At 62.1% G+C, this 24,847-nt stretch carries 22 protein-coding genes; 6 read left to right on the top strand and 16 right to left on the bottom strand.

What is annotated here, in order from left to right; all coding sequences use genetic code 11:
• Positions 1–206 precede the first annotated feature (206 nt).
• Positions 207–782 carry a DUF308 domain-containing protein gene (locus ABXS05_RS17470; RefSeq protein WP_311937244.1) on the top strand — a complete coding sequence of 192 codons (576 nt, stop codon included), beginning with the start codon at positions 207–209 and terminating at the stop codon, positions 780–782.
• Between the two features lie 438 nt (positions 783–1,220).
• Here ABXS05_RS17470 and ABXS05_RS17465 read toward each other — a convergent pair whose 3' ends face one another.
• The 7 genes from ABXS05_RS17465 to ABXS05_RS17435 form a co-directional block, all read right to left on the bottom strand.
• Positions 1,221–1,970, bottom strand: a complete 750-nt coding sequence (locus ABXS05_RS17465) for an SDR family oxidoreductase (RefSeq protein ID WP_311937241.1) — start codon at positions 1,968–1,970, stop codon at positions 1,221–1,223.
• 160 nt (positions 1,971–2,130) lie between these two features.
• On the bottom strand, positions 2,131–3,057 hold the full coding sequence (locus tag ABXS05_RS17460; protein WP_367624815.1) for a helix-turn-helix domain-containing protein: 927 nt from the start codon (positions 3,055–3,057) through the stop codon (positions 2,131–2,133).
• A gap of 460 nt (positions 3,058–3,517) precedes the next feature.
• Positions 3,518–4,210, bottom strand: a complete 693-nt coding sequence (locus tag ABXS05_RS17455; protein WP_367624814.1) for an aspartate/glutamate racemase family protein — start codon at positions 4,208–4,210, stop codon at positions 3,518–3,520.
• Between the two features lie 536 nt (positions 4,211–4,746).
• Complete coding sequence (locus tag ABXS05_RS17450; RefSeq protein WP_367624813.1) at positions 4,747–5,781, bottom strand: ABC transporter permease; 1,035 nt, start codon at positions 5,779–5,781, stop codon at positions 4,747–4,749.
• A gap of 11 nt (positions 5,782–5,792) precedes the next feature.
• Positions 5,793–6,779, bottom strand: coding sequence for an ABC transporter permease (locus ABXS05_RS17445; RefSeq protein ID WP_367624812.1), 987 nt, complete (start codon positions 6,777–6,779; stop codon positions 5,793–5,795).
• A gap of 7 nt (positions 6,780–6,786) precedes the next feature.
• On the bottom strand, positions 6,787–8,283 hold the full coding sequence (locus ABXS05_RS17440) for a sugar ABC transporter ATP-binding protein (protein ID WP_311937229.1): 1,497 nt from the start codon (positions 8,281–8,283) through the stop codon (positions 6,787–6,789).
• A gap of 105 nt (positions 8,284–8,388) precedes the next feature.
• Positions 8,389–9,393: a substrate-binding domain-containing protein gene (locus ABXS05_RS17435; RefSeq protein WP_367624811.1), complete on the bottom strand. Its 1,005-nt coding sequence runs from the start codon at positions 9,391–9,393 to the stop codon at positions 8,389–8,391.
• A gap of 197 nt (positions 9,394–9,590) precedes the next feature.
• Here ABXS05_RS17435 and ABXS05_RS17430 point away from each other — a divergent pair, with 197 nt between their 5' ends.
• The 3 genes from ABXS05_RS17430 to ABXS05_RS17420 all read left to right on the top strand — a co-directional run bounded on the left by ABXS05_RS17430 (position 9,591) and on the right by ABXS05_RS17420 (position 13,799).
• A complete protein-coding gene (locus ABXS05_RS17430; RefSeq protein ID WP_311937225.1) occupies positions 9,591–10,484 on the top strand; it encodes a MurR/RpiR family transcriptional regulator in 894 nt (297 codons plus the stop codon).
• An 11-nt stretch (positions 10,485–10,495) separates the two neighbouring features.
• A complete protein-coding gene (locus ABXS05_RS17425) occupies positions 10,496–12,172 on the top strand; it encodes an alcohol dehydrogenase catalytic domain-containing protein (RefSeq protein ID WP_367624810.1) in 1,677 nt (558 codons plus the stop codon).
• Positions 12,173–12,260: 88 nt separating this feature from the next.
• Positions 12,261–13,799 carry an FGGY-family carbohydrate kinase gene (locus tag ABXS05_RS17420; protein ID WP_367624809.1) on the top strand — a complete coding sequence of 513 codons (1,539 nt, stop codon included), beginning with the start codon at positions 12,261–12,263 and terminating at the stop codon, positions 13,797–13,799.
• A gap of 393 nt (positions 13,800–14,192) precedes the next feature.
• On the opposite strand, the gene ABXS05_RS17415 is transcribed toward ABXS05_RS17420, so the two are convergent.
• The 9 genes from ABXS05_RS17415 to ABXS05_RS17375 all read right to left on the bottom strand — a co-directional run bounded on the left by ABXS05_RS17415 (position 14,193) and on the right by ABXS05_RS17375 (position 22,599).
• The gene (locus ABXS05_RS17415; protein ID WP_367624808.1) at positions 14,193–15,389 is read right to left on the bottom strand and encodes a low temperature requirement protein A; all 1,197 of its coding nucleotides are present in this window, start codon (positions 15,387–15,389) and stop codon (positions 14,193–14,195) included.
• Positions 15,390–15,393: 4 nt separating this feature from the next.
• Positions 15,394–16,068 carry a YoaK family protein gene (locus ABXS05_RS17410; protein ID WP_367624807.1) on the bottom strand — a complete coding sequence of 225 codons (675 nt, stop codon included), beginning with the start codon at positions 16,066–16,068 and terminating at the stop codon, positions 15,394–15,396.
• Positions 16,069–16,148: 80 nt separating this feature from the next.
• Positions 16,149–16,835: a YoaK family protein gene (locus tag ABXS05_RS17405; RefSeq protein WP_367624806.1), complete on the bottom strand. Its 687-nt coding sequence runs from the start codon at positions 16,833–16,835 to the stop codon at positions 16,149–16,151.
• 87 nt (positions 16,836–16,922) lie between these two features.
• Entirely contained in the window at positions 16,923–18,209 is a 1,287-nt protein-coding gene (locus ABXS05_RS17400) for an alginate export family protein (protein ID WP_367624805.1), read from the bottom strand.
• A 139-nt stretch (positions 18,210–18,348) separates the two neighbouring features.
• Positions 18,349–18,741 (bottom strand): DoxX family protein, encoded by a 393-nt coding sequence (locus ABXS05_RS17395; protein ID WP_367624804.1) that lies wholly within the window; start codon positions 18,739–18,741, stop codon positions 18,349–18,351.
• A gap of 82 nt (positions 18,742–18,823) precedes the next feature.
• A complete protein-coding gene (locus tag ABXS05_RS17390; RefSeq protein WP_367624803.1) occupies positions 18,824–20,809 on the bottom strand; it encodes an amidohydrolase in 1,986 nt (661 codons plus the stop codon).
• Entirely contained in the window at positions 20,809–21,084 is a 276-nt protein-coding gene (locus tag ABXS05_RS17385) for a XapX domain-containing protein (protein ID WP_149250343.1), read from the bottom strand. The genes ABXS05_RS17390 and ABXS05_RS17385 overlap by 1 nt, the downstream gene beginning before the upstream one ends.
• Before the next feature lie 116 nt (positions 21,085–21,200).
• Positions 21,201–21,896: a hydrolase gene (locus tag ABXS05_RS17380; RefSeq protein WP_311937193.1), complete on the bottom strand. Its 696-nt coding sequence runs from the start codon at positions 21,894–21,896 to the stop codon at positions 21,201–21,203.
• A gap of 67 nt (positions 21,897–21,963) precedes the next feature.
• Entirely contained in the window at positions 21,964–22,599 is a 636-nt protein-coding gene (locus ABXS05_RS17375) for an alpha/beta hydrolase (protein WP_367624802.1), read from the bottom strand.
• 361 nt (positions 22,600–22,960) lie between these two features.
• On the opposite strand from ABXS05_RS17375, the gene ABXS05_RS17370 reads away from it, so the two are divergent.
• Entirely contained in the window at positions 22,961–23,899 is a 939-nt protein-coding gene (locus tag ABXS05_RS17370; RefSeq protein WP_367624801.1) for a LysR family transcriptional regulator, read from the top strand.
• Between the two features lie 182 nt (positions 23,900–24,081).
• Complete coding sequence (locus tag ABXS05_RS17365; RefSeq protein WP_367624894.1) at positions 24,082–24,840, top strand: IclR family transcriptional regulator domain-containing protein; 759 nt, start codon at positions 24,082–24,084, stop codon at positions 24,838–24,840.
• The last annotated feature ends 7 nt before the right edge of the window (positions 24,841–24,847 follow it).

The following is a 24,847-nucleotide window of genomic DNA, read 5'->3' as shown; positions in this document are numbered from 1 at the left end:
CACGCGCGCTCCGAGTCCGGCGAATGTTCTCTTCGCTTCGGTGCGACCCATGTGCGTTGCCGGCAAATGAGCCCTCGAGATCAGAAATGAGAGCAGCGATAGGGCGCGGGGACCAGCCTCCCCGATCAAGCCGATCGACAGGGCATTTCAGCAGGCTGACATCGACCAACAAACCAACCTTTTTCAGCACTTCATAGGAAATTACCATGCCTACCGATCAAAAGAGCTTAGCGGCGAGCGACAAAGACCATTGGTTGAAGCGATATTATTTCGCCCGAGCCGTGTTTTCTGGAATCTGGGTTGCAGCGGCATTGACCGCCGGTCGTCATTCTTTTCCCGTCGCGGCGGCCCTGCTCATCCTATATCCGGCCTGGGACGCAGCGGCCAACTTCGTCGACGCAGCACGAAACGGCGGCTTGGCAAATAACCGGAGCCAAGCGATCAACGTGGCCGTCAGTTCGGTGATGATCGCTGTCGTGATTATTGCGCTCACGATGAGCATGAATTGGGTTCTCGGCGTCTTTGGTCTCTGGGCTATCTTTTCGGGTCTCCTGCAACTGGGCACGGCGCTTCGCCGCTGGAAGACGCGTGGTGGCCAGTGGGCCATGATCCTAAGCGGCGGCCAGTCTGCCGTGGCAGGTGCCTTCTTCATCGCTCAGGCGCGAATGCCGGAACTGCCGTCGATTGCCGACATTGCAGGATATGCGGGCCTCGGCGCTTTCTATTTCCTGGTTTCCGCTCTATGGCTCAGCTTCAGCGAGATGCGTCGTGCTAGAGCATAGTGCGGCCTGTCGCCCGACTATTGTGGGCGATACGAGCTCCGGACGCAAAATCGCGGCTCCGACCGGGCGATCAGTTCAGATCAGCGCCGATTAGCGTTCTGTCAGTGCACCGGGAGAGGCCGCAGGCGGAGCACGGCGATGCCTGAGCATCGCGTGACGAAATCAGGTCGCCGTGCGCCAGTCGATCGGCGCAGAGCGTCTGTCGTCAGCCCCATCCTATCATCCGGTGGTCATTTCGGTAGACAGTCGGCGTTGCCTCCAAAGGAGGTGAACGACTATGATAGGCAATCGACAAAAATGCATGTTGTTGACCTTGCTCTGGCCTCGATCGCCGAGTGATGCCGGATGCGCAGGCTGAGCCTCGCGCATCTTCCTTTTCTTGCTTGTGACGGTTGGCGTGAATGCTATTGGGGTGACCGGCGATCGTCGGCAAGGCGCCTACCAGCCCTGCTCGATTGGCAGAACGAAGAGTTCCGCAACGTTGACATGGGCCGGTGCCTGGGCCGCAAACAGAATGGTCTCGGCGACGTCTTCGCCCTGCAGGAAGGTCATCTGCTTGGCAAGATCCTCCATCTGCTGGCGGTAGCCGGCGTCTGTGATCTGGTCATAGAGCTCGGTGGCGACGGCGCCGGGCTGGATGCAGGTGACGCGAATATTGTGCTTTTGCCCGACCTCCATGCGCAGGCCATCGGAGAAGGCGGTCACCGCGTGCTTGGTGGCGCAATAGACGGAGAGCCCCTTGAAGACCTTGCGGCCGGCGATCGAGGACGTATTGAAGATGTGCCCAGAATGCTGCTCGATCATCTGCGGCAGCACCGCCGCCGTCGTATTGAGCAGGCCCCCGACATTGACCTCGACCATGCGGTGCCATTCGGCGGTCTTGAACTGGTCGATATCGGAGAGCGGCATCAGTCCTGCATTGTTGAAGAGAATGTCGATCGAACCGTAGGCTTCGACCAGCATCTTGACGCCGGCCTCGACGGAGGCCGGATCGACCACGTCCATCGGGATGACGAGAGCTTCGCCGCCCTCCTTGGCGATGTCGGCTTTCAGCGCTTCGAGGCGATCGGTCCGCCTGGCGGCGATGCCGACCTTGACACCCGCACCTGCGAGCTTGAGGGCCGTTGCCGCGCCAATACCGCTCGATGCGCCGGTGATCAGGGCGACCTTTCCACTGAGGTTGGTCATGACGTGTCTCCTTGTTGACTTCGAACCCGATCCGGGGAGCGGAAGGGCGTTCGCTTTTCGGCAAGGAGGAATCTAGAAAACCTTGGTCTTTCTCTCTCCCGGCCCCTTGCGGAGGCTGTCGGGATCTTGCTCGTTTCTGACTTCTGACGAGCTTGGCGCCTCAGCCGCGACGGTAGTCGCTTGGCGACAGGCCCGTTTCACGACGGAAGATCTGCGCGAAATGGCTGGGACTGGAGTAGCCGACGGCCATGCCGATCTCGAGGATGCTGGAGTCGGTTTCCTGCAGCAATTGCTGCGCCTTGGCCACTCGCTGGCGAATGACGTAGAGCGAGGGAGAAAGGCCTGTCGCCCTCTTGAAAAGCCGACTGAAATGGAACCCGCTCATTCCCACCTCATGTGCCAGGCCGTTGAGATCAAATGGTTGATCGAGCCGGGCTGTCATCAAGGCAGTCGCCCGTCGCAGTTTCGAGCCAGGCAAGGCGTTTCTGACGCGCCTATCGGTATCTGCAACCGCATAATGGCGCACCAGATGCACAGCCAGGCCCTGTGCCAGGCCTTCAACAAACAGCGAGCTTGCTTTTTCTGCCATCGCCAGTTCGCCATGAAGGAGGCTCAGGATATGCGAGAGCGTGGTGTCGCTGCCCCCGGAGACGTCCTTCACGGTGACGTCACTGCAGGCTTTTCCGAGAATCCCTCGCACGACCCTCTCGAAGAGTGGAACCGAGAGATAGAGGTGCATCACCTGAAAGGGTTGATCGCCATCGGCCTGCCATTGCAGTTCATAGGGAGTGGGTGACCTCGTCAGGAAGAAATCGCCCACGCTCACGCGACTGGTGGCCCATTCACCGCCAAGATCCCGTTCTGCGACGGTGGCGCTGCCCGACACGACCCAAACGATCAGTGGCTCGGCGACGGCAGGAACGAGGAAAGAGTGTTGCGTGCGATTGCGCGAGAAGACCTGCACGAAAACGTCTTTCCATGCCGGTCCGTCGCCGGTGATCAACCTGATACCGCTGATGTGGTTTTCGAGCCCGATTGGAGAGGTGCGCTCAGGGGGCGGAGCGGCTACGTCCTTCAAAGTCAACATCGTCTCCGTTTTGTTGGGTATCGGATGCGGTCGCAAGCGCCGTGGGCTCATCGCATGTGTTGAAGGCTTCCCTTCCGCTCGTCGAGCGGCCATCCACCTGCTTCTTCCTGGTGCCAATGCCGGGAACACGGGAACGCTTCCTCCGGTAGTCGAGCTCGGATATCTCGCTATAAAAAACTCAAGCTCACAACGCAGCTTCGCATCAGGAATGGCGCGATCGAAAATCAGACCGCCAGGCGCGAAGGCCGATCGTGTTGCAATGCGATTTTAGAGCCGGTCACGGGACCAGTATGTCCCGATATCCAGAACACGATCGAGCTTGTCGATGAGAAGCGCAAGGTCCTGACCTCTCAAAGCACTACAGCATCGGACTTGATTTCGGAATCGAGTCCGATGCTGTAGGTTATTGTTGTCGCATCGCTTTTTATGAAAACCGGCGTCCACTTTTCGGTGCGATGCTCTAGCCAGCCAAAGCCATGTCGATGGCAGCCTCGCAATGGATCAGCGTGGTATCGAAGACGGGGGCGGAGACGTTACTCTCGTTGAGCAACATGCCGACTTCCGTGCAGCCGAGAATCAAGCAATCGGCGCCGTTCACAATTAAACGCTCTGCGATCGCCTCATAGATCGAACGGCTCTCCTCTGTCGTCATGTCCTTGCAAAGTTCATCGTAGATGATGCGATGCACCTCGGCGCGGTCGGCGTCAGGGGGAATAACAGGTTGGAGCGCGGCCGCCTTGAGGCGATCAGTGTAGAAAGTCTGCTCCATGGTGAAGGCGGTCGCTATCAGGCCAGGCTTGGTGAGGCCAGATTTGACGATCCGATTTGCGGTCGCATCCGCGATGTGAATCAAGGGGATGTTCACGCCGCTCATCATCTGGTCAGCCAGTTTGTGCATCGTATTTGTCGCCAGGACGAGAATATCCGCGCCGCCGCGTTCCAGTGCTTGCGCCTCGACGTTCAATCGGCGCCCAGCTTGATCCCATTGACCGTTGACTTGCAGCGTCTCGATCTCTGCGAAGTCGAGCGATCGGATCAAGAGTTGCGGAGAGTGCAAACCACCAAGGCGTTGCCGTGTGATCTCGCAGAGCCTGCGATAGTAGATCTGCGTCGATGCGGCAGACATTCCTCCCAATATGCCAATGATCTTCATGTATTTTCCGACAAAATTTGGTTTATTGAAAATTCCAGATATGATTCAAGTTTTTATATAAAATTCTTCAATCATATCTCATCTCAAGACCGCCCCATGGGAACATATTATTGTTTCTGAGCCGTTTGCGCGCGGCTGTATCGGGCTTCCAAAGGCTTCGTGTCTTGAAGCGCGGTTTCCTGCGGTGGCACGCTTGTTCAACCACCACGCAGCAACCGATTTCAGGAAGCAAGCCAGGCATGGCTACGCGGCGGATCACCTATGGAAATTGCACTACAGCACGAAACCGCCTGTTTCCAGCCCGTGATGCCAGGTCCGGTAAACATCGATAGGCTAAGGGGAAACACGATGTAGGAGCAAATCCTGCCCGAGGCAATCACCGCGACGCGCAAGTCCCGTCCGGCGCAGGATTTATTGTGTTGAGGCCAGGCCTTGCCGCCGCATATTCAAATTGGCGCTTCGAGGTGCCCGCCGGTACGGCGGGTCGATGGCGCTGGAGTGCCGATGACCCCGGGGGGCTTGCTCTGACACAGGCGCTATCGCCCTGCTTTAAGGGATCTCGTGCCGAATATGGTCGCCCATGAGAGCCGCTGCTTTCGCAGGAGCATGATGGCATCGATCACCACCACGATCACGAGGACGAGACCGATCACCGAGCTTTGCCATTCGGAGGGGACCTCGAAGAGATTGAAGGCATTCGTCATCAGGCTGATGAAGCCCACACCCAGCATGGCCCCGATCAACGAGCCCTTGCCGCCGGCAATGCTGCCGCCCCCCACGAGGCAGGCGATGATGATGTTCATCTCCAGCCCGACGCCGAGATAGCGATTGGCCATGCCGATGCGGGCCGTGACCAGCACGCCGGCCAGCGATGCCATCAAGCCGGAAAAGACGAAGACGCCGATGCGCAGACGGGTGGCGTTGATGCCGATCATGCCGGCCGCTTCGGGATTGCCGCCGAGGAAATAGAGCCGCCGCCCAAGTATGGTACGGCGCAGGATGAACTCGCCGGCAATCACCAGCCCCAACGCGAAGATGAACATGCCGTAGATCCCGAAAACCTGGCCGTTACCGAGCAAGGTGAAGGCGGCCGGAAATTCGGTGAAGCCGCCGAGGCCGGTACCGATCAGCATGACCTCGACCAGCCCGCGAACCATGTACATCATGCCGAGCGTGGCGATCAGGTGATTGATCCTGAAGACCGCGACCAGAACGCCGTTGGCAAGCCCGATCACGGCACCGACCGCGAGGCCGCAGACGATGGCTCCGGCCATGCCGAAGCCGGCCGACAGCGCATAGGCCGTAACGATGCCGGACAGGCCCATGACCGCCCCGACCGACAGGTCGAACAGGCCGGTGATGAACAGCACCATCATGCCGATGGCGATGATCATGTTCGGTGCAAGGCTGGTCTGCAGCGAGTCGAGATTGTTGGCATTGAGGAAGGCCGGTGCGCCGAAGGCCAGCAGCAGCACGAGTGCGGCGACCACGCCCAGCGTGATCGCCTCCTGCTCCAGTCGCCAGCGCTTCAGCAAGGGCATCGTCTCGGGGGTGGCGGAACGGGTGGCCATTTCTGTCTCCCTCAGACGCGATGACGGTTGAGAAGCGTGTCGATCGCGACGGTGGCGATCAGCAGGGCTCCCACGACGAATTGCTGGAAGACGGGTTCGATGTCGTACATCGCCATGCCGTTGATGATCACGGCGAGCAGGAAGAGGCCGAGCACCGATGCGGCAGCGTTGCCGCGCCCGCCATAGAGGCTGGCGCCGCCGAGGACCGCCGCAGTGATCATGCTGAATTCGAGCCCGACCCCCATGTTGGAATCGGCATGGGTGATGCGCGAGGCGGTGTAGATGCCGGCGATACCGGCCATCAGGCTCGATGCCACGAAGGCGAGCACCTTGATGCGGCCCGTGCGGATGCCGTAGATCGTCGCCGATTGCAGGTTTTCGCCGATGTAGCACATCTGCCGGAACAGCACGCTACGCCATTGGAAGAGCAGGGCGGCAATCACCAGGACGATCATGGCGATGATGGTGAGGTTGACGCCGAAGAAGGCCTGGCGGGCCAGGCTGCGAAATTCGCGCGGGAAGATGTTGCCGCGCAGCGTGGTGGTCATCACGCCGACGATGCCGCGCACGATCAGCATGGTGCCGATGGTCAGCATCAAGGAATTGATGCGAAAACGCACGACCAGGAAGCCGTTGACCAGGCCGACCAGGGCGGCGGCACCCAGGGCGAGTGCGATGGCGAGCGGCAGCGAGAGGCCCTGCAGCAGGAGATAACCCGATAGGACGCCGGAAAGGGCGTAGACCGCGCCAACGGAAAGATCGATCTCGCGCAGCACCATGACATAGGTGAAGGCGAGCACGACCAGTGCCTCGATCGAGACGGCGAAGGCAAGCGAATAAAGATTGCTCGCCGTCAGGAAATTCTCACGCGTGATGGCGAGAAAGGCGCAGAGCGCGAGGGTGATCACCAGGAGCGGGATCGTCCCGAGGCGGGCGCGCCGGCGGGCAGGGGCCGAGGGCGCAGCCGCGGCAAGCGGAGCTGTCTCTTGCTGGCTCATCCGATCCTCACTTGTTGCCGGCGGCCAGGGCCATGACCTGCTCTTCGGTCATCGCCGTGCCGGTTAGCCAGCCCGCGACCCTGCGTGCGCGCATCACCAGGATGCGGTCGGCGAGAAGCAGGATCTCGGGCAGCTCGGATGAAAACACCAGGAGGCTGCGCCCCTCGTCGGCCAGGCCGGTCAGCGCCCTGTACACATCCACCTTGGCGCCGACATCGATGCCGCGCGTGGGCTCGTTGACGATCATGATGGTGGGATCGCAGGACAGGCAGGCGCTCAGCATCACCTTCTGCTGATTGCCGCCGGAGAGCTCCCGGGGCGGGACATTGGTGCCGGCGACGCGGATGGCGAAACGCCTGATCGCTTCGCCGGCCCGCGCCACCAGGCTCCTTTCGTTCAGAAAGCCCAGACGCGCGAAACGGCGCAATACCGGTGCCGAAACATTGTCGGCAATGCTGCGCTGCATGAAGAGGCCGGCATCCTTGCGGTTGGCGTTGAGATAGGAGACACCCGCCGCCATCATGCGGCGGGGTTCGAGCGAGGCGACGGCCTTGCCGGAAATTTCCATCTGCCCGCCCTCGATAGGATCGAGGCCGAAGAGGGAGCGCGAGAGCTCCGCCGTGCCGGAGCCCTCGAGGCCGTAGACGCCGACGATCTCGCCGCGGCGCAGCGACAGGGAGACGTCCTCGAAACCATCCTGCCGCCTTGCCCCCTCGACCTTGAAGACGATTGGCTCCTCGCTTGCCCTGGCCGGGCGGTCGCGGTGATGCACTTCTGCCAGCTTGCGGCCCACCATGCGGTTGACGAGATCGCTTTCCTGCAGACCCTGGTTGTCGAGCGTCTCCACCACGGCGCCATCGCGCAGGACGGTGATGCGGTCGGAGATGCGCATGACGTCGCCGAGACGGTGGGAGACGAACAGGATCGTCTGTCCCTTGGCCCGGAGCCTGGCGAGCAGGTTCAGGAGGATGCCTGAATCATGCGCGTTGAGGCCGGAGGTCGGCTCGTCGAGGATGACGATCTTGCGCTCGACATTCACGGCCCGCAGGATCTCGATGATCTGGCGCTGGCTGGGCGTGAGCTCCAGCACGCGGGTGCGTGGATCGATGTCGAGCTCGAACATCGCCAGGAGTTCAGCCGTGCGCCGGTTCATTCCGGTGACGTCCACGAGACCGCCGCGCAGCGGCGGGCTGTCGACGAAGATATTCTCGGCCACCGTCATGTTTTCGAAGACGGCGAGTTCCTGGTGCACCATGGCAATGCCGTGCCTGGCGGCATTCGAGGGCAGGAACTCGGTGACGGTCTCGCCATCGATGATTACCGTGCCGGTCGTCGGGGTGACATCGCCTTTGATGATCTTGAGAGTGGTGCTCTTGCCGGCACCGTTCTCGCCGAGGAGCGTGTGAATCTCGCCCCGTCGCACGGAGAAGCTGATGCCGCCGAGGGCCTTCACCGCACCGAACGACTTGGTGACATCCTTCAGCGAGAGGACGATGTCCGCCATGGCTGGCATTCCTGACTTGATGATCCGAAGCGGTCTTCGCGAAGGGCCTTCGCCCGCAGACGCACGCTCTGCAGGCGAAGGAGCGGGATCCTGCGAAGCCCGGGCCTATTTGAACTTCGGCATGTTGGCGGCCAGGAAGTACTGGATGTTGTCCTTATCGATCACCTGCGTTCCCATGTAGATATATTGCGGGAAGGGGATGACGCCGGCTGCCTTGTTGTCGCTGGAGATCGGCACGGTGGCCAGGCCGACCTTCTCGTCGTTGTAGGCTTCGAGCAGTTGGATCGCCATATAGGCCTGCAGTGCCGTCTTGTTGACGATGGTGGCATCGATGTCGCCGCTCTGGACGCATTCCAGGACCGGCGCCTCGCGATCGTGCACGATGACGGTGAGAGGCTTGATGTCCTTGTCGAGCTCCTCGGCCGCCAGGCAGATGCCGGTCCCGGACGAGGAATCGAGCCCGATGACGCCGGTCATGTCCTTATAGGTGTTGAACATGGTCTTGGCGGCGTCGATCGCGGTCTCGGTGGTCGCTTTGTCGTCGACGCGGCCGAGCAGCTCCCATTGCGAATTGGCCTTGAGGTAGTCCATCAGGCCCTTGAACTTGGCGTCCGTGTTGGAGGCTCCCCAATTGCCGGAGACCACCAGCTTGCCTGTCTTGCCCGCCCGCTTGATCAATTCCTTGGCCGTGTCCACGCCGGCCTCGTAATTGTCCAGGCCCACGAAGGTCAGGGCGCCGCTGTCGGGCGTTACCGCCTCGATCACCACCACCGGGATGCCCTGGCTCATGGCACGCTTGATCGCTGGCACGGCGCCAGGCTCCCACAGCGTGGTCACGATGCCGTCCGGCTTCTTGGCGATGGCCTGTTCTACCGCTTCGGCATGCGCCACCGGATCCCAGCTCTGCGGGCCGAGCGTGACGATGTTCACGCCGAATTTCTTGGCGGCATAGTCCATGCCAAGTAGAGAATCGAGAAGATAGGGGTGCCCCTGCAATTGGGAGGCGTAGTAATACGTCCTCTTATGCTCCTGAGCTGCGCTCTGGCCACTGAAAGTGGCGGCTGACAAGGCAAAGGCCGCTGCAGTCAGGCAGGAATATAGTCTTTTCACGAGCTTTCTCCCTCACAATTTCTTGCCGCTTCCCACTTTGCGGGGAAGTTCGATAGGCCGAAACGCTAGCATCGGCGGACCTGGGTGTCTAGAAGGAAATTTCCTTGCAAGATACAAAGAAAGAAAGTTACTTTCATAAGCGAGGGCTCCGAATGATGCTAAGCAGAGCGCCCGACGAACGGTTTTGGGAGTGACCTGTGCAGGGACCGCAAACGGAGATTACGCGACGCATCAACGCTCTGCGCGGCGGGCTCAATCCAACCCTGAGGCGCATCGCCGATTTCGTGCTCGACAAGACGGCCGATGCCAAGGCCATGAGCATCAAGGAACTGGCCGAGGAAGCCGGTGTCTCCCAGTCGTCCGTCAGCCGTTTCGTGCGCTTGGTCGGTGCCGATTCCTATCAGGAGTTCCGCATCATGCTGGCCGAAGGGCTGACGCGCAAAGCGGCCCGGGGCAGGGCGGCCGAGCACGAAGTTTATGAAGGCATCGCGCCGGGGGACGATGCCGCCGCGATCATCGCCAAGGTATCGCGCCGCCAGGCCGAGATCATCACCGGCGCCACGATGACGCTGGATCCCGCCGAATTGCGGAAGGCGGCGCTCCTGGTTTCAGAACACCACACCATCGTGTTCTTCGCGGTCGGATCCTCGCTCCTTGCCGCGGAGAATGGCGTCATGCGTTTCCTGCGCATCGGCAAGGCCTGCATCTTCAACCGCGATGCCAATATCCAGATGTTCTCGGTGGCGGGCCTGGCCGGGCGCGCCGTCGCCATCGGCATCAGTGACAGCGGCCGCACCAAGAGTACTGTCGAAGCGCTGCGCGAGGCGAAGGCCCTGGGCATGCCCACCATCGCCATCACCTCTGCCGGCGGTTCGCCTCTCGCCAAGCAGGCCGACGCCGTGCTGACCCTGCCAGGCGCCGCACCCGAACCGACGGGCGGCGAAGGCATGTATGAATCGATGGTCTCCAAGATGGCGCAGCTCACCGCCATGGATGCGCTCTACGCGCTGGTGGCCCTCCAGGATCACGACAAGGCTCTCGAACGCCTCGATTACACCGATGGCGTCATCGCCAGAAGCCGATTGAAATAAGCGAGTATCCCATGCGCCGTACTGCCCTTTCCCAGAATGCCGTGCCCTCCGGCCTGCCGGTTCTCAACCGGAGCTGGCCCTTTGCCGGTGGCGGCATCCGCGATATCGGTATGGATGGGCGCTATGTCGATGAACCGCAGGCACCGGCCGGGCCGGACGAGGTGATCGCCCGCATTGATGCCGTCTGCATCTGCTCGTCGGACATCAAGATCATCCGCATGGGCAAGGCTCACCCCCTGTTTGCCGATCGCGACCTTGCCGACAGCCCTGCCGTGCTCGGCCACGAGATGGCGCTGACGATCGTCGATGCCGGGGCCAATTGGCGCGATCGGTTCCGGCCGGGGGACAGGCTCGGCCTGCAGCCGGCCATCATGGTCGAGGGTAGGCGCCGCACCGTCGGCATGGACCTGCCGGGTGCCTTCGCCGAATATATCCGTCTCGACGCGCGCGTGCTGGCAGGCGAAGGCCCCTATGTCTTCCCGGTGCCGGCCGATGTCAGTGCCGCCACCATCGCCATGCTGGAGCCCTATGCCTGCGTGGAGGCGGCCTATCGCCCCAATTGCCGCACGAGCCTGAAATCCGGCGGCCGCCTGCTGGTGGTGGAGGCGGTGCCGGGAACGCGCTTCGATCGACCGGCGCCGGACGGCGAGGTCGTTCTGGTCGGCGCCGGTGAGGCTGCGCGTGCCTGGGCGGGCGGCGCAGCTTCGGTGGCATGGCATGAGAGCCTGGATGCCTTTGCAGCCTCGGAAGCTGGACAGGCGAGCTATGACGACATCATCCTCGCCGGTCGCCTCGACGCGGAGGCGACAGCCCGGCTGGCGAACTGCCTTGCCAAGGGCGGCCTGATGGTCCTGGTCGGCTCAGAGTTGGGGCACGAGAGCGTCATCCTCGATGCCGCGCGCATCCACTATCACGAGCTCTCTTTTCTGGGCTCTCCCGGCCCCTCGCTGTCGGAAGCCTTCCTGCCCGCGCGCACGCGCTTCGAACTGCGCGCGGGCGGCATAGCCCTTGTGCTGGGTGCGGGCGGCGCCATGGGCCGTATTCACACGCATCGCGCCCTGGAGCTGAAGGATGGGCCGGCGACCGTCATCGCCACCTCGCGCAAGGGCGCCCGCCTCAAGGCGCTGGAGGATGACTTCGCCCCGCTCGCCCGGCAGCATGGCAAGACGCTGGTGGTGATCGAGGACGGCGAGGTCGAAGCCTGCGTCGCTCGCCTGGCCCCCGAAGGCTGCGACGACGTGGTGGTGGTTGCACCGGAGGTCGCGGTGATCGAGCGCGGCGCCCGCCTGATGCGGGCCGATGGCATGCTCGTGCTGTTCGCCGGCATGCCTTTCGGCCAGCCTTGCGCCCTGCCGCTCGGGCTGGTCTCCAGCGCCAATGCACGCATCACCGGCTCTACCGGTTGCACGGTCGCGGACCAGCTTGCCGTCCTCGATCGCGTGGTGGAAGGTTCGCTTGAACTCTCGGGCAATCTGGAGGCGGTGGCGGGGCTCGGTGCCCTGCCGGATGCGCTCGAGGCGGTCAATGCCGGCAAGGTCTCGGGCAAGATCGCCATCTATCCCGCCCTGCTCGACCTGCCGGTAACGCCGGTGCGTGACCTGCGCCAGGACGACCAGCCGGTCCGCTGGTCGCTGGAGGACGAAAAACGCCTCTTTGACGGTGGCATATCCAACGCTTCGCAAGGCTGAGCCGATACGACTATCCACCGGCGCGAACGGGCCGGTGGCGCGACAATGGCGGGATGAAACTGCCAGGGCCAATTCAGGGAGAGACGCCATGGCAAACGCCGTGATCGGCATCGATATCGGCACGACCGGCACCAAGACCGGCATCTACGACGAGACCGGAAAGCTGCTGGGCTCGGCTTTCGAAGAGTCGGTCCTGATCTATCCCAAGCCAGGATGGGTGGAGCAGCAGCCCGACGATATCGAAGGCTCCGTCCATCGAACCATTCGCGCGGCGATGGAAGCTGGTGGGGTGAACCCCTCCGATGTCGTGGCGATAGCCCTCGATGGCCAGATGGGCGGCGTATGCACCGTCGACGACGACTGGAATGCCCCGACGCATTACGATTCCTGGCTCGACAATCGTTGTGCCGCCTATCTGCCCCGGTTGAAGAAGCGTGGCATGGAGATCCTGCAGGCCTCCGGCTGCACACCCTCCTATAATCACGGGCCGAAGATCCTCTATTGGAAACACGAGTTCCCCGAGGTCTGGGAACGCATCCGCGCCTTCGTGCAGCCTGCTGCCTATGTCGCCGGGCGCCTGGCTGGTCTCAAGGGCAAGGATGCCTTCATCGACAGGACCTATCTCAACTTCTCGACTTTCGCCGACACGGCCAACTGTCGATGGAATGAGGATCTGCTCGCCGATTTCGGCCTCGACACGGCCAAGCTTCCCCGCATCGTCGAGCCTTGGGAAGTGGTGGGCAGGCTGACGCATGCGGCAGCCGAGGCAACCGGTCTCATGCAGGGGACGCCGATTGCGGCCGGATGCGGCGATCAGGCTGCGAATGTGCTCGGGGGCGGCATCGTCGATCCCGGCATGATCTACGATGCTTCCGGCACGGCCTCGGTGTTCTCGATCGTGCTCGATAGCTTTGCCACCGATACCACCCATCAGGCCCTGATGACCTGTCCCCACGTCGTACCCGGGCTCTACTACGCCATGGCCTATGTCGCCGGCGGCGGGCTCAATCTGCGCTGGTTCCGCGATGCCATCTGCGACGCGGAGAAGCCGCAATGGGAGAATGAGGGGCGCAACCCCTACGACGAACTTGGCCGCCTGGCCGAGTCCGCGCCGCCCGGTGCGGACAAGCTGATCTTCCTGCCGCATCTCGGGGGGCGCAATACGCCCAACAATACGGATATGCGTGGCGCCTTCGTCGGCCTGACCTGGCGCCACGGAAAGGCGCACATGGTCCGTTCGATCATGGAAAGCATCGGCTATGAATATCTGCTCTACCTGCGCTCGGTGAAGGCGGTTGCGCCCGATCTCGTGCCGAGGCGGGTCACGAGTATTGGCGGAGGAGCCCGCAGCCAGACCTTTCGGCAGATCAAGGCCGACATCCTGGGCCTGGATTACGGGCGCCTCGATCGCGACGAGTTCGGAACGCTCGGCAGTGCCATCGTAGCCGGCAAGGCGGTCGGCTTGTTCAGCGACATGGCCGATACAGCCCGCCGGTTCGTAAGGGAAGAGGGGGAACCGACCCATCCAGACCCTGGGCGGACGGAACTTTATCGAAGCTATGCGAAGTTCTATGCCGACATGCTGGACGAGTCTGCCGGCTTTTTCGGCAGGCTTTCGGCGATATGACCCGCGGTTGGTGGATGGACCCAGATGCTCCAGGTGCTCCAGGCATGGAAGCCGCGGAGTTGGATGCGCAGGCAGCGGCACATCGCCTGCCTTGGTGATCTGCGCGCTACGCCCCGCTTGAAATCGTCGCTGAAATGTCCAGGTGCCAGCATGGCCTCCTTGCCTCAAAATGAGGGAAGAAGTCATCCACAGACCTATAGCATCGGACTCGATTTCTAAATCGAGTCCGATGCTATAGGTCATTGTTTTCGCGTCGCTTTTTTTGAAAACCGGCGTCCCCTTTTCGGCACGATGCTCTAGATCCTTCGGTCGCCTTTCGCAGGTCGTTGCTCGCTACCGCGCGATGACGGCACGTTTGTGCTTCCCATGGAATATTCATCCGTCGAGGCCGATTCAGTCATGTCCTTCGGTCTTCTTGGCATTGTGGGGGCCAAGGCGCTGCCGACAGACGACTGCCAGCACAAGGAGCGCTGCGATGATTTCCGCCGGATGGGGAGCGAGTGCGGCGCTCGCTAGGATCAGGGCGGCTGCGACGACAAGAAGCCATTGCATGGCGCCACGATGGATTGCGCGGTCACGCACCAGCCAAAGCGACCCGAGGTAGAGCGCGATCGGAATGGCGATGGCAAAGGAAGCGATTTGCGCAGGAACCTCGGCGCGCTTGGTAGCGAGAGCTAGGAAAACTGCAAAACCTGCCGCCGTTGCAGCGCCGGCCGCGAAGAGCACGTAGTGGCCATAGGCCCAGACCAGGACGGAGCCGAGGTCGCGGCGAAGCAACTGCTCCTTTCGGTCGAAATAGAGGCCCCACATGGAAAATGCGATGACGGAGCACAGGCCGGCCAGCCGGAAATGTCCGAGGTCCGGCGTCCCGGAATCCGCGATGATTTTCGCAACCGCGGCGAAGCATTCGCCGAGAACGATGATATTGAACATATTGTAGCGATCGACGATGTGACCGTGGTGCCAACTGGTGGTGGTCTGCCGCTCCGCGAACGCCGGCACCGCCAGCTCGCCAAGAACACCCAGCACGAACAAAAGCGGATATATGGAGCCCTGTGGCGGAAGGATGACGATCACCATCACCCAATAGAGCTGCATCGTGCCGATCCCCGCTGCATAGCGCAGGGCCATCGAGCGGGCTGTTCGATCGCCATTGGCGGCCCCCAGCCATAATATGATCATGCAGACCCGCATGATGACAAAGCCGGCGAGTGCAAGCCAGATCGGCTGATCGCTGTAGGTGATCTGGATCCCGGCGGCCAGCACCAGCGATCCGAACATGATGATCATCGTCAGGACGCGAAACGCGGTCGACTTGTTGTCATAGGCCGAAGCGAACCACGTGTAATTGGCCCAGGCCAGCCAGGCCATGAAGAAGCTGCCCGCAAACCGGACGGCGCCCGCGGCAATATGGCCGCTGCCGACTTCCTGCGCCAGGCCGTGGGCCGCGGCAGCAACCGCCACGGCGGTCGCCAGGTCGAACATCAGTTCCAGTGAGGTCGAGCTGCGGTTCGCCTCGTGTTGATCGCGCGGGGTGAGCCGAAAGATCATCGCCGGAAATGCCAAGGGCGGCCCGATGAGACGGCCCATTGTGTCAGCTCGGCTTCTGGCCATTCTGCGGCGCATAGAAAAACCCGATCAGGAACAGCAGAAGCGTTGGCAGGAGCATCCCGGCGACACCGACAGTTTTTTGAGCAAAAGCGCCCGCGCCACATCCCGCGACAAAGCCGATGACGAGGATGATCGAGGTCAGCGACTGGGCCCATTCTTCCGGGCGCTCCTTGTAGCCGATGAGCCGGCGCGTGCCTGCGACCGCCAAGCCGGCGATGTTGCCGGTCATCAACGAGAATGGCGGTCCGAGCCGGGGATCGAGGCGCTCGATCGCCGTCAGCATGCCCATCGCCACGACAGCAAAAAGCGCACAGGCCGAGTCAGGGCCGGTCTGGGTGATCGCAAGAACCGCCGAAATCGCAAATGCACAGGCCGCGGTGACGATCGTACAGGACGTGGCGCGACCCAGTGGCCGGATCCAGGCGACCAGGATCGCCGCAAGGCCGGCGCCCAGCATGAAGAGCGGGAAGGTCAAGAGCTGCAGCCCGTGCAGGCCGCCTTTCTCATGCCCGATCAGGCCCAGTCCGAGGAGGATGACATTGCCGGTGACCAGGCCGACGAAGAGCCCGCCCAGATGAATGAAGAACAACGCATCAGCGAAGCCGGAAATGAACGCCAGAATAAGTGAGTTGCCTTTGCTACGAAGTGTTTTGAGCATGTTTTGCCATCACCCCTTTCTTTTTTGAGATGCGGCCCGGCGGGATCGGGACGCGCATTCCCTATCGATACAGATGGGCGTCAGGCGATATCCGGCTCTGGATCGAGGTGGATCGAGAGCACGGTCGCGAGCGCGATGAATGGCGGGAGGAGGAAGGCGTGAAGGCCAATCAGGATGAAGATGAGCGCCGCCGCGCCACAGCCGGCTGCAAAAGCGACAATGGCCGGCACCATCTTCCTGAGCCGACCCCGGATGTCCGAGCGCTGCTGTTGCGAAGCGCTTCCAGACAATAGGTCGGCCAGATCCAGCATGATTTGCGTGGTCGTACCCGTCATCAGCGTCGAGGGAGGAATTTTCGGCAGATGAACGCGATGAGAGGCGTTCTGAATCGCCATCGCACAGACCAAAATCATGCCGGTCAGGATGGCCCGCCAGGTGTCGCCATCTGGGAACGGCCCCCAGGCCAATGCAAGAGCCGCGGCGAGGGCGAGCAGCAGCACCTTGATGCCGAGCATGGTCTTCAAGGCGATTGAGCCCGATGCGCCGAAGCGAAGGCTGATCATCCGCGTCAGCAGGATTGTCAGGCAAAACACCGGAAGCGCGAGAAGCTTGGCAAAAGCACCGGACGTACCGTTCACCAGTGCTGCGCCGAACGTTACGAAGTTGCCTGTCACATGCGCTGTAAAGAGCCCCTGCAGCGCCAGGAAACCGGCGGTATCGACATAGCCGCCGTTAAGACTGAGCAGGAGTGATGTGCCCTGTTTCAATTGCTGGTTCCTTTTTTCCGGCGGCTGCGGAACACCCCCATGCGCTTGTCGCAAGGGCTTCGCGTCGTTGCGGCCTTTGCTGCGGGATCAGAATGAAATTGCTGCCCATGCCGCGGCGAACGATCCGGACTTTCCGCCCGCCTGCCGTATCCTCTTTCCGGGTGTGTAGTTTACATAGGTGCCGCCGAAGGTCAGATGCTTGGTTGGTGTCCAGGTAAGGGTCGTGGAAACTTGCTGACCCATATACCGACCGGTGCCGCCCGCCGTGGATGCGACCGGGGTAATGGCCGGCCCGTAGAAGGCATCGGCCGTCGCTTCCTTCCAGAGCGGATTCCAGCCGATGTTCAACACCACGTTCTTCACCACAGTCAGCGTCAGATTGGGCTGGATGTCGATGAGGTTGGCGGGGCCGACCAGATTCGCTTCGGAGAAATAGGGCAGCTTCGGGAACAGCGGATTGAAGGTCCCAAGCGTGCCGTTGCGCAGATTGTGGTCGCCACTGATCACATCGGCGTTGAGGCCGATCCGAGGAGAGAACGGCGCGTCCTGGAGCGTGTAGCCAAGCTCGGCCGAAACGGTCCAGGCACTGATGTCGGCGGTGCCGAAACGGCCGAATTGATAGGCACCTTCCAGATCCCAATCGAAATTGTCGGCCTTGCCGAACAGGCGTGCACCAACAGTGTGCCGATGTTCATTGCCGGTGCCGCGCGCGAACTTCGCATCGTCCCGGTTGAGGCCGAAATAGTAGAGATCGGCCTTCAATGCAGGGATGCCGGGAACGGGACTCGTGGCATAGACGCCCCAGAAGGCCTGGCTGGTGTCCGATTTGTCGTCGAACACGCCGGAGAGCAGCGAAACCGGGCGCACGAGGAAGGCGTCGATACGTGTGTCCGGCGACGCTATCCAAGCGGCGCGGACACCATCGAAGGCGCGACGGATGTTGGGGCTCTCGCGCACGGAGACGAGGCGCGAAGAGCCGAAGCTCATCTCCTGCCGCCCGGCCCGGACCATAAAACTTCCAGCAGCTGACGGAAGCGTCAACTCGCCATAGCCTTGCATGAGATCGAAGCGATCAAACTGCGTTGCCGGAGGCGTTCCGTTCCAGGAAGGGGCCAGCCCGCTGCCCAATTGGACAAAGGTTCTCAGGTAAGGCCCGAAATGAACGTCCGCCGAGAGCAAAGAGCGGATGAGCAGGACGTCATTGTGTTCGGGCTTTGCCAAGCCGAAGACCGGGTGGTTCGAGGACTCTCCGCGAAGCCGCAACTGTCCCCCGAAATCGACATAGACGCTGCCATCCGAGGAGAGCGGGATGTTCTTCAGCGCGTCGAAGGGATCCTTGTCGGCCACGCCATTGGAATTGGTCTCCTGCGCCATTGCGGCGCCGCCAAATATCAGGCCGCACAGGGCAAGTGCGACACAAGATAGACGCGCCATGGGCAACTTCCTTTCTTTTGGCGTGAGGAGCCAAGTGGCCGATCAAGGCGCACGGCTGGATCTGTGGGCGACAGCCGGCCTAACGCTGCCCGTCACGCGCGGTGTCTTTCGTCTTGGTCAGATCGTCGATGGCCACGAGAACAAATCCGCCGATGAGGCCGAGATGCTCGAAGAAGGCGTTCATCGCCATCATTCGCCCCTGCCCGGCCGGGATTTCCCAAAAGCGCAGGGCGACGAAGGTCGCGATCAGCGTGAACCCTGCCAAAGCGAGGGCCGCGAGCCAGCGCCAGAGGCCGAACAGCACCATCGCACTGGCCACGAGCTCGAAGGCGATCACCGCCACCGCGAATGGCGGTGCCGGCGATAGTCCGAAATGCGTCATCTCCGCGATCGCGCCGTCGAAATCGAGGATCTTGGTGACAGGGCCCTGGATGTAGGCCGCGCAGAGGCCGAGATAGGCAAGACTTCGCATGGTGGCCGATCCGAAGACCGGACGCGCGGCCGTGGCCAACCTCGCCACGACGGTCGTTGGAGCGTTCGATGAAGAGGCCACGTCACACCGCCCAGCAGGAGCATCCGAGCGCTCCCCAGAAGCTCTTGAGGTCGGAGATCGGTAGCTTCGATCCCCAGGCGCTGGCATGGTCGTGACCATGCACGCCGCAGGACGATTGACACCCGCACGAGGCGATCGCCATGCGCTGCAGCGAATTCTTGCCTGCACCCTCCGGTTCGCCCCAGGCCGCATAGCCCTTGAAGCTGCGTACCGGCGACCAGTTTGGCATCGCCGGCGGGACAGGATTCTCGTCGAGCTTGGAGAAATCCCCGGCGCCGTAGACGATCTTGCCGCCCACCATCGTCAGGTCCGAGGTGAGGAAGGAGATTTCGTCGTCGGGGCAGGTGAAGAAGTCCTTGTTGGGCACGCATGCGTCCGCGAACTGGCCCTTCTCGATCCGCCCCCGCTTGCCTTCGTCGTTGGAGAACCAGGTGACGTTTTCGGTCCACATCCGCAGGGCGGTCTCGCGATCGAGGCAATTGCGTTGCGGATAGAGGCGCAGGCCGCCGACCGTCTTGCCGGTGATCATCCAGCTGAGCGAGACCCAGGGGTTGTAGGACGCTACGCGTGTCGCATCCGTACCCGCCGAGACCTTCACGCCCTTTTCGAGCATGCGGGCGACCGGCGGCGTCGCCTCGGCCGCGCCGGCACCATAGCGCTCGACGAAATATTCGCCCTGATAGGCCATGCGATGCTGGACGGCGATGCCACCGCCAAGTGCCGAGATGCGATCGATGGACTTTTCCGAAATCGTCTCGGCGTGGTCGAAGAACCAGTTCAAGCCCTGGAGCGGGATATCCCTGTTGACCTTCTCGAACACGTCGAGCGAGCGCGAGATCGTCTCGTCATAGGTCGCATGCAAACGCCAGGGCCAGCGGTTCTGCGCCAGCACGCGCACGACCTCCTCGAGTTCGCCCTCCATCTCCGGCGGCATGTCGGGCCGTGGCTGGCGGAAGTCCTCGAAATCCGCTGCCGAGAACACCAGCATTTCGCCGGCGCCGTTGTGGCGGAAATAGTCGTCGCCCTGCTTGTATTTTACCGAGGAGGTCCAGTTGAGGAAGTCTTCCTTTTCCTGCTTCGGCTTCTGGGTGAACAGATTGTAGGCGAGACGGACGGTCAGCTGGTTGTCGTTCGAGAGCTTCTGGATGACGGCATAGTCTTCCGGATAGTTCTGGAATCCGCCGCCGGCGTCGATGGCGCCGGTCACGCCGAGGCGGTTGAGCTCGCGCATGAAGTGGCGGGTGGAATTGACCTGATAGTCGAAGGGGAGCCTTGGGCCCTTGGCCAGCGTCGCATAGAGAATGGCGGCGTTCGGCTTGGCGAGCAGGAGACCGGTCGGATTGCCGTTGGCGTCACGCGTGATTTCGCCGCCGGGCGGCTCGGGCGTGTCCCTGGTATAGCCGACCGCGCGCACCGCCGCTGCATTGAGCAGGGCGCGATCATAGAGATGCAGCAGGAAGACCGGCGTGTCGGGCGCTGCGGCGTTGATCTCCTCGATCGTCGGCAGGCGCTTTTCAGCGAATTGATGCTCGGTGAAGCCGCCGACGACACGGACCCATTGCGGAGCGGGGGTCACCGCGACCTGGCGCTTCAGCATGTCCATCGCGTCGGCCAGCGAGCGAACGCCGTCCCAGCGCAGCTCCATGTTGAAGTTCAGCCCGCCACGGATGATGTGGAGATGGTTGTCGATCAGGCCGGGCAGCAGGCGCCGGCCCTTGAGGTCGATTTTCCTGGTCTTGTCGTCCGCAAGTGCGAGTACGTCCTTGTCGCTGCCCACGGCGAGGAACTTGCCATCCTTGATGGCGACGGCACTCGCGACCGGGTTTGTCCGATCAAGCGTGGTGATCTTGGCGTTGTGGATGACGGTATCGGCATTCATCGCGGCATCTCCGTTTGAATTGCTGTCGCCGGCGCGGGCCCGCGAGACGATCGTCGGGAGTGCGAGGCCGGATACCCCGCCGAGAAAGGCGCGACGGGTGGTCTTCATCAGGTCTTTTCCTTCGATGTTTCGGAGGCCTGCGCGATGTGGCGGCCCGGCAGCTGGCCGAAGACATGGGTGACGGCATGGCTCTTGTCGCAGGCGGAGGCGAAGGCCTTGCCGGAGATCAGCTGCTTGCTGACCGGGATGATCTGTTCGCCAACCAGAATGCCCAGGAGACCGACGAGCGCGACGACCGGAGGCGCGGGCGAGCGGACATCCAGAAGGCTGTAGATCAAACCGACCAGCAGGCCGGCGCCCAAAGAGACGAGATAGAGTTTCATCAGATAGCTTCCCTGAGACCGGAGCCGTGCATGAGCCTTGGGCGACGGCGCGGTGCGCGCTCCGTCGCCCATGACCCTCCGACCCTTCCGGATTGCAGCGGGGAGGGGCGGGTGGTTCAGGCCTGCTTTGCGGGATTGGGGCCGATGCGCTCGCCGTGCTTCACGCGCTCGGGCGCCTTGTGCACCATGGTGTAGGCGTAATCGACGCCCATGCCGTAGGCACCGGAATGCTCCTTCACGATGTTCATCACCGCGTCATAGGTGTCCCTGCGCGCCCAGTCGCGCTGCCATTCCAGCAGGACTTGCTGCCATGTCACCGGCACCACGCCCGCCTGGACCAGGCGATCCATGGCGTATTTCTGGGCATCGGCGGAGGTGGCGCCGGAGGCGTCGGCAACCATGTAGATCTCATAGTCGGTGTCACGCATGCAGGAGAGCGCGAAGGTCATGTTGCAGACCTCGGTCCACAGGCCCGAGCAGACGATCTTCTTGCGGCCGTCCTTGGCGTTCTTCGCCAGGGCGTCGCGGACGTTCTGGTCGTCCCAGGAGTTCATCGACGAACGCTCGAGGAGCTGGTTCTCGGGAAATACGGCGAGCAGTTCGGGATAGGTGTTGCCGGAGAAGGACTCGGTCTCGACCGTCGTGATCGTGGTCGGGACCTTGAACGCCTTGGCGGCCTTGGCCAGGCCGACGACATTGTTCTTCAGCACTTGCCGGTCGATCGATTGCACGCCGAACGCCATTTGCGGCTGCTGATCGATGAAAATGACCTGGCTGTTTTGAGGCGTCAGAACTTCGTGAAGTTTGCTCATGTCTAGTCTCCGTTAGAAGCTCGGGATGGGTTGGCCGGCTGCGCGTCGCGCGCCATGAACCGCGGGATCAGGGCGCCGCGACGAGGGCGGACAAGAGCGCACGGACCTGATCGACTTCGTCGTCGTTGATCTCGTGGCCCATGCCCGGATAGATCCTCTCGACGACTTGGCCGCCGAGGGCCGACAACACGCGGCTGCTTTCACGCACCCGTTCAACAGGGATGTGCGGGTCGATGTCGGAGCTGCCCAGAAAGACGGGCGTATCCGCGAGCGAGCCGGCATAGTCCCGAGGCGCCCTGTCCGGGCCGATGAGACCGGCGCTCAGACCGATGACGGCGCCGTAGCGGCGTGCGTTGCGGGCCGCGAACTCCAGCGCCAGGCAACCGCCTTGGGAAAAGCCGAGCAGCGCGATCCGGGCCAGGTCCAGCTTCTTGTCCTGCAGCCATGAGACGGCATTGCCGACCTCGGCGAGAGAACTGGAGAGATGGGGTTCGTTGCGATCGAGCGCGGCCAGGAATGAGTACGGATACCAGGTGCCGCCCGGCGCCTGCGGCGCAAAATAGGCGATATCGGGCTGCTCGAAGATATCGGCCAGACCGAACATGCTCTCGGCGGCGGCGCCGCGCCCATGCAGGAGAATGACAGCCGCTTTGGCCTTGTCCAGCGAGGCCCCCGTCGTTGCAATGGAGTAGTTTTTGCTCATGTTTCTCTCCATCCATCAAACGAAGTGGCTGCGCGTGCGGAAACAGCCGTTATTCGCGGCTGGTCGCGTTCGACGAGATGATTGTCGGTATGTCGTTAGCGGAAGAAAGTTCAGATCGGTGGGCGCAATACGTCACCGTTACTTGAGATCAGCAGAAATCATACTTCTGATCCCAAGCGTATGTGCCGCACCGCCTTGCGAATGCAATCTTCATCTCATGCAGCGGACGATAGTTTCGTTCCGGAGCATTGACAATATCAAATCGTATGGCGTATTTGTCCACGATATGGCGACAAGCTGACGGGCGCCGACCGAGCGCCGATAGTTTGCGCGGCCGGTGTGGCAACCTGCGGAGGCACGCTTGGACAAACTGACCAATATGAAGGCGTTCACAAGGGTCGTGAACCATGGCAGCTTCAGCGAAGCGGCGAGAGAGCTGCGTCTTTCCCGGTCCGCCGTCAGCAAATATGTCATCGATCTTGAGATCGAGCTCGGTGTGCAGCTGCTTAATCGCACCACGCAGAGCGCGGCACCAACCGAAGTCGGGATGCGTTATTACGAGCGCTGCCTGGCCATCCTCGCCGAGATCGAAGACGCCGAAACCTCGCTATCGCAGTTTCAGGTCGAAGCTCGGGGGCTGTTGCGTGTCAATGCGCCGATGTCGTTCGGGACGATGTTTCTGGGACGGTTGATCGGCCAGTTCATGGCCCGGCATCCCGACCTCCAGATCCAGCTGGTCCTGAGCGATCAGCAATTGGATACGGTGCAGGAAGGCTTCGACGTCACGATCCGCTTGACGGATTCGCCGCCGCCCAATCTCGTGACCCATGAAATCGCGTCGGCGCCGCGGATCATATGCGCATCCCCGGCCTATCTGGAAGAGAGGGGTATACCTCAGCATCCAAGGGACCTGCGAGACCACGCTGGCCTGCACTATGGCTATCTCGAAACCGGTGCGCAGTGGAAGCTCACCGGCAAGGACGGTGACCACTGGGTACCGGTGTCGTGGTGCCTGTGCAGCAACAACGGGGAAGTGTTGCGCGACATCGCCGTCGAAGGGCGCGGCATTGCGCTCCTTCCCAGTTTTATCGTCGACTCCTGCTTGCGCGACGGCACTCTCAGGGAGGTGTTGTCGGATTATCATGCGCCTGAAATGTCGATCCACGCGATGTTTCCGCCGACGCGCTACCTGCCGTACAAGCTCAGGGTCTTCATCGATTTCCTCATGAAATCCCTCTCCGACGGTTTCAACTTGCCGGCAGGCGCCATGCCCGAGCAAGGGCGCAGCGAGCATCCCTGATTGCCGAACGCGTACTCACTGCGATTGCCTGTTCTCCGTTCGCCCGGTTCTGATGGCCCATACGGCGCGCCGTCAGCGCGCATTCGTTCCTGTCCCCTGCATTGCACCCTGATCAATTTCGCTCGCCTGGTGCGATAGCCGAGTATACGTTCGATATTCGAACGAGGGTGCCTATGACGAAAATGGAGAAGGATGGCGACATGATGGGGGGCTTCGCCAAGGGGCTCTCGGTCATCGAAGCTTTCGACGAAGACCATGAAGCCCTTTCGATCGCCGATGTCAGCCGCCTGACCGGACTCGACAGGGCAACGGCGCGTCGCTGCCTTCTTACCCTGCTCAAGGGGGGCTATGCCAGCACGGATGGCCGCTTGTTCGCCTTGACGCCGCGCGTGCTGCGCCTGGGCTATGCCTATCTTTCCGCCGCGCCATTGCCAAGGCGCCTGCAGCCCTTCCTCGAAAGGCTATCTGAAACCACGCAGGAAAGCGCTTCCGCCGCCATCATGGACGGGAGCGACGTAGTCTATGTCGCGCGTGCTGCCCAAAAGCGGGTGATGTCTGTCGCCCTCAATATCGGCAGCCGCTTGCCGGCCTATTGTTCATCCATGGGCCGGGTCCTGCTCGCCGCCCTGCCACCCGAAGAAGCGCGGGCCTTGCTCGAGGGCAGCGAACGGCCGGCGATGACGCCAAGGACACTGACCGATGTCGACGATCTCATGGCCGAGCTCGGAAAAGTACGCCGGTGCGGCTACGCCCTCGTGGATCAGGAGCTCGAACTCGGCCTGCGCTCGATCGCCGTGCCGATCGTCACGACGGGCGGGCGGGTTGTCGCGGCCCTGAACACCGGCGCCCAGGCCGCCCGGGCCTCCACTGCGCGCCTGAAGGCGGAAGTCCTGCCGCTCCTGCTCGATGTGCAGGCGCAATTGCGGCAGGTGTTGGCCTGACTGGCGC

The organism is Labrys neptuniae (genome assembly GCF_040797145.1).
GTDB classification, from domain to species: Bacteria; Pseudomonadota; Alphaproteobacteria; order Rhizobiales; family Labraceae; genus Labrys; species Labrys neptuniae.
The sequence above is the reverse complement of the archived record's forward strand: the minus strand, read 5'-3'. Positions and strand labels throughout refer to the sequence as shown.

Coding starts and splice junctions, on each gene's coding strand:
- ABXS05_RS17460 (WP_367624815.1), bottom strand. CDS start 3,057: ATGTTGACTTTGAAGGACGTAGCCGCTCCGCCCCCTGAGCGCACCTCT.
- ABXS05_RS17425 (WP_367624810.1), top strand. CDS start 10,496: ATGCGCCGTACTGCCCTTTCCCAGAATGCCGTGCCCTCCGGCCTGCCG.
- ABXS05_RS17455 (WP_367624814.1), bottom strand. CDS start 4,210: ATGAAGATCATTGGCATATTGGGAGGAATGTCTGCCGCATCGACGCAG.
- ABXS05_RS17390 (WP_367624803.1), bottom strand. CDS start 20,809: ATGAAGACCACCCGTCGCGCCTTTCTCGGCGGGGTATCCGGCCTCGCA.
- ABXS05_RS17385 (WP_149250343.1), bottom strand. CDS start 21,084: ATGAAACTCTATCTCGTCTCTTTGGGCGCCGGCCTGCTGGTCGGTTTG.
- ABXS05_RS17410 (WP_367624807.1), bottom strand. CDS start 16,068: ATGCTCAAAACACTTCGTAGCAAAGGCAACTCACTTATTCTGGCGTTC.
- ABXS05_RS17400 (WP_367624805.1), bottom strand. CDS start 18,209: ATGGCGCAGGAGACCAATTCCAATGGCGTGGCCGACAAGGATCCCTTC.
- ABXS05_RS17440 (WP_311937229.1), bottom strand. CDS start 8,283: ATGGCGGACATCGTCCTCTCGCTGAAGGATGTCACCAAGTCGTTCGGT.
- ABXS05_RS17445 (WP_367624812.1), bottom strand. CDS start 6,779: ATGAGCCAGCAAGAGACAGCTCCGCTTGCCGCGGCTGCGCCCTCGGCC.
- ABXS05_RS17375 (WP_367624802.1), bottom strand. CDS start 22,599: ATGAGCAAAAACTACTCCATTGCAACGACGGGGGCCTCGCTGGACAAG.
- ABXS05_RS17395 (WP_367624804.1), bottom strand. CDS start 18,741: ATGCGAAGTCTTGCCTATCTCGGCCTCTGCGCGGCCTACATCCAGGGC.
- ABXS05_RS17415 (WP_367624808.1), bottom strand. CDS start 15,389: ATGGGCCGTCTCATCGGGCCGCCCTTGGCATTTCCGGCGATGATCTTT.
- ABXS05_RS17470 (WP_311937244.1), top strand. CDS start 207: ATGCCTACCGATCAAAAGAGCTTAGCGGCGAGCGACAAAGACCATTGG.
- ABXS05_RS17380 (WP_311937193.1), bottom strand. CDS start 21,896: ATGAGCAAACTTCACGAAGTTCTGACGCCTCAAAACAGCCAGGTCATT.
- ABXS05_RS17365 (WP_367624894.1), top strand. CDS start 24,082: ATGGAGAAGGATGGCGACATGATGGGGGGCTTCGCCAAGGGGCTCTCG.
- ABXS05_RS17465 (WP_311937241.1), bottom strand. CDS start 1,970: ATGACCAACCTCAGTGGAAAGGTCGCCCTGATCACCGGCGCATCGAGC.
- ABXS05_RS17420 (WP_367624809.1), top strand. CDS start 12,261: ATGGCAAACGCCGTGATCGGCATCGATATCGGCACGACCGGCACCAAG.
- ABXS05_RS17450 (WP_367624813.1), bottom strand. CDS start 5,781: ATGGCCACCCGTTCCGCCACCCCCGAGACGATGCCCTTGCTGAAGCGC.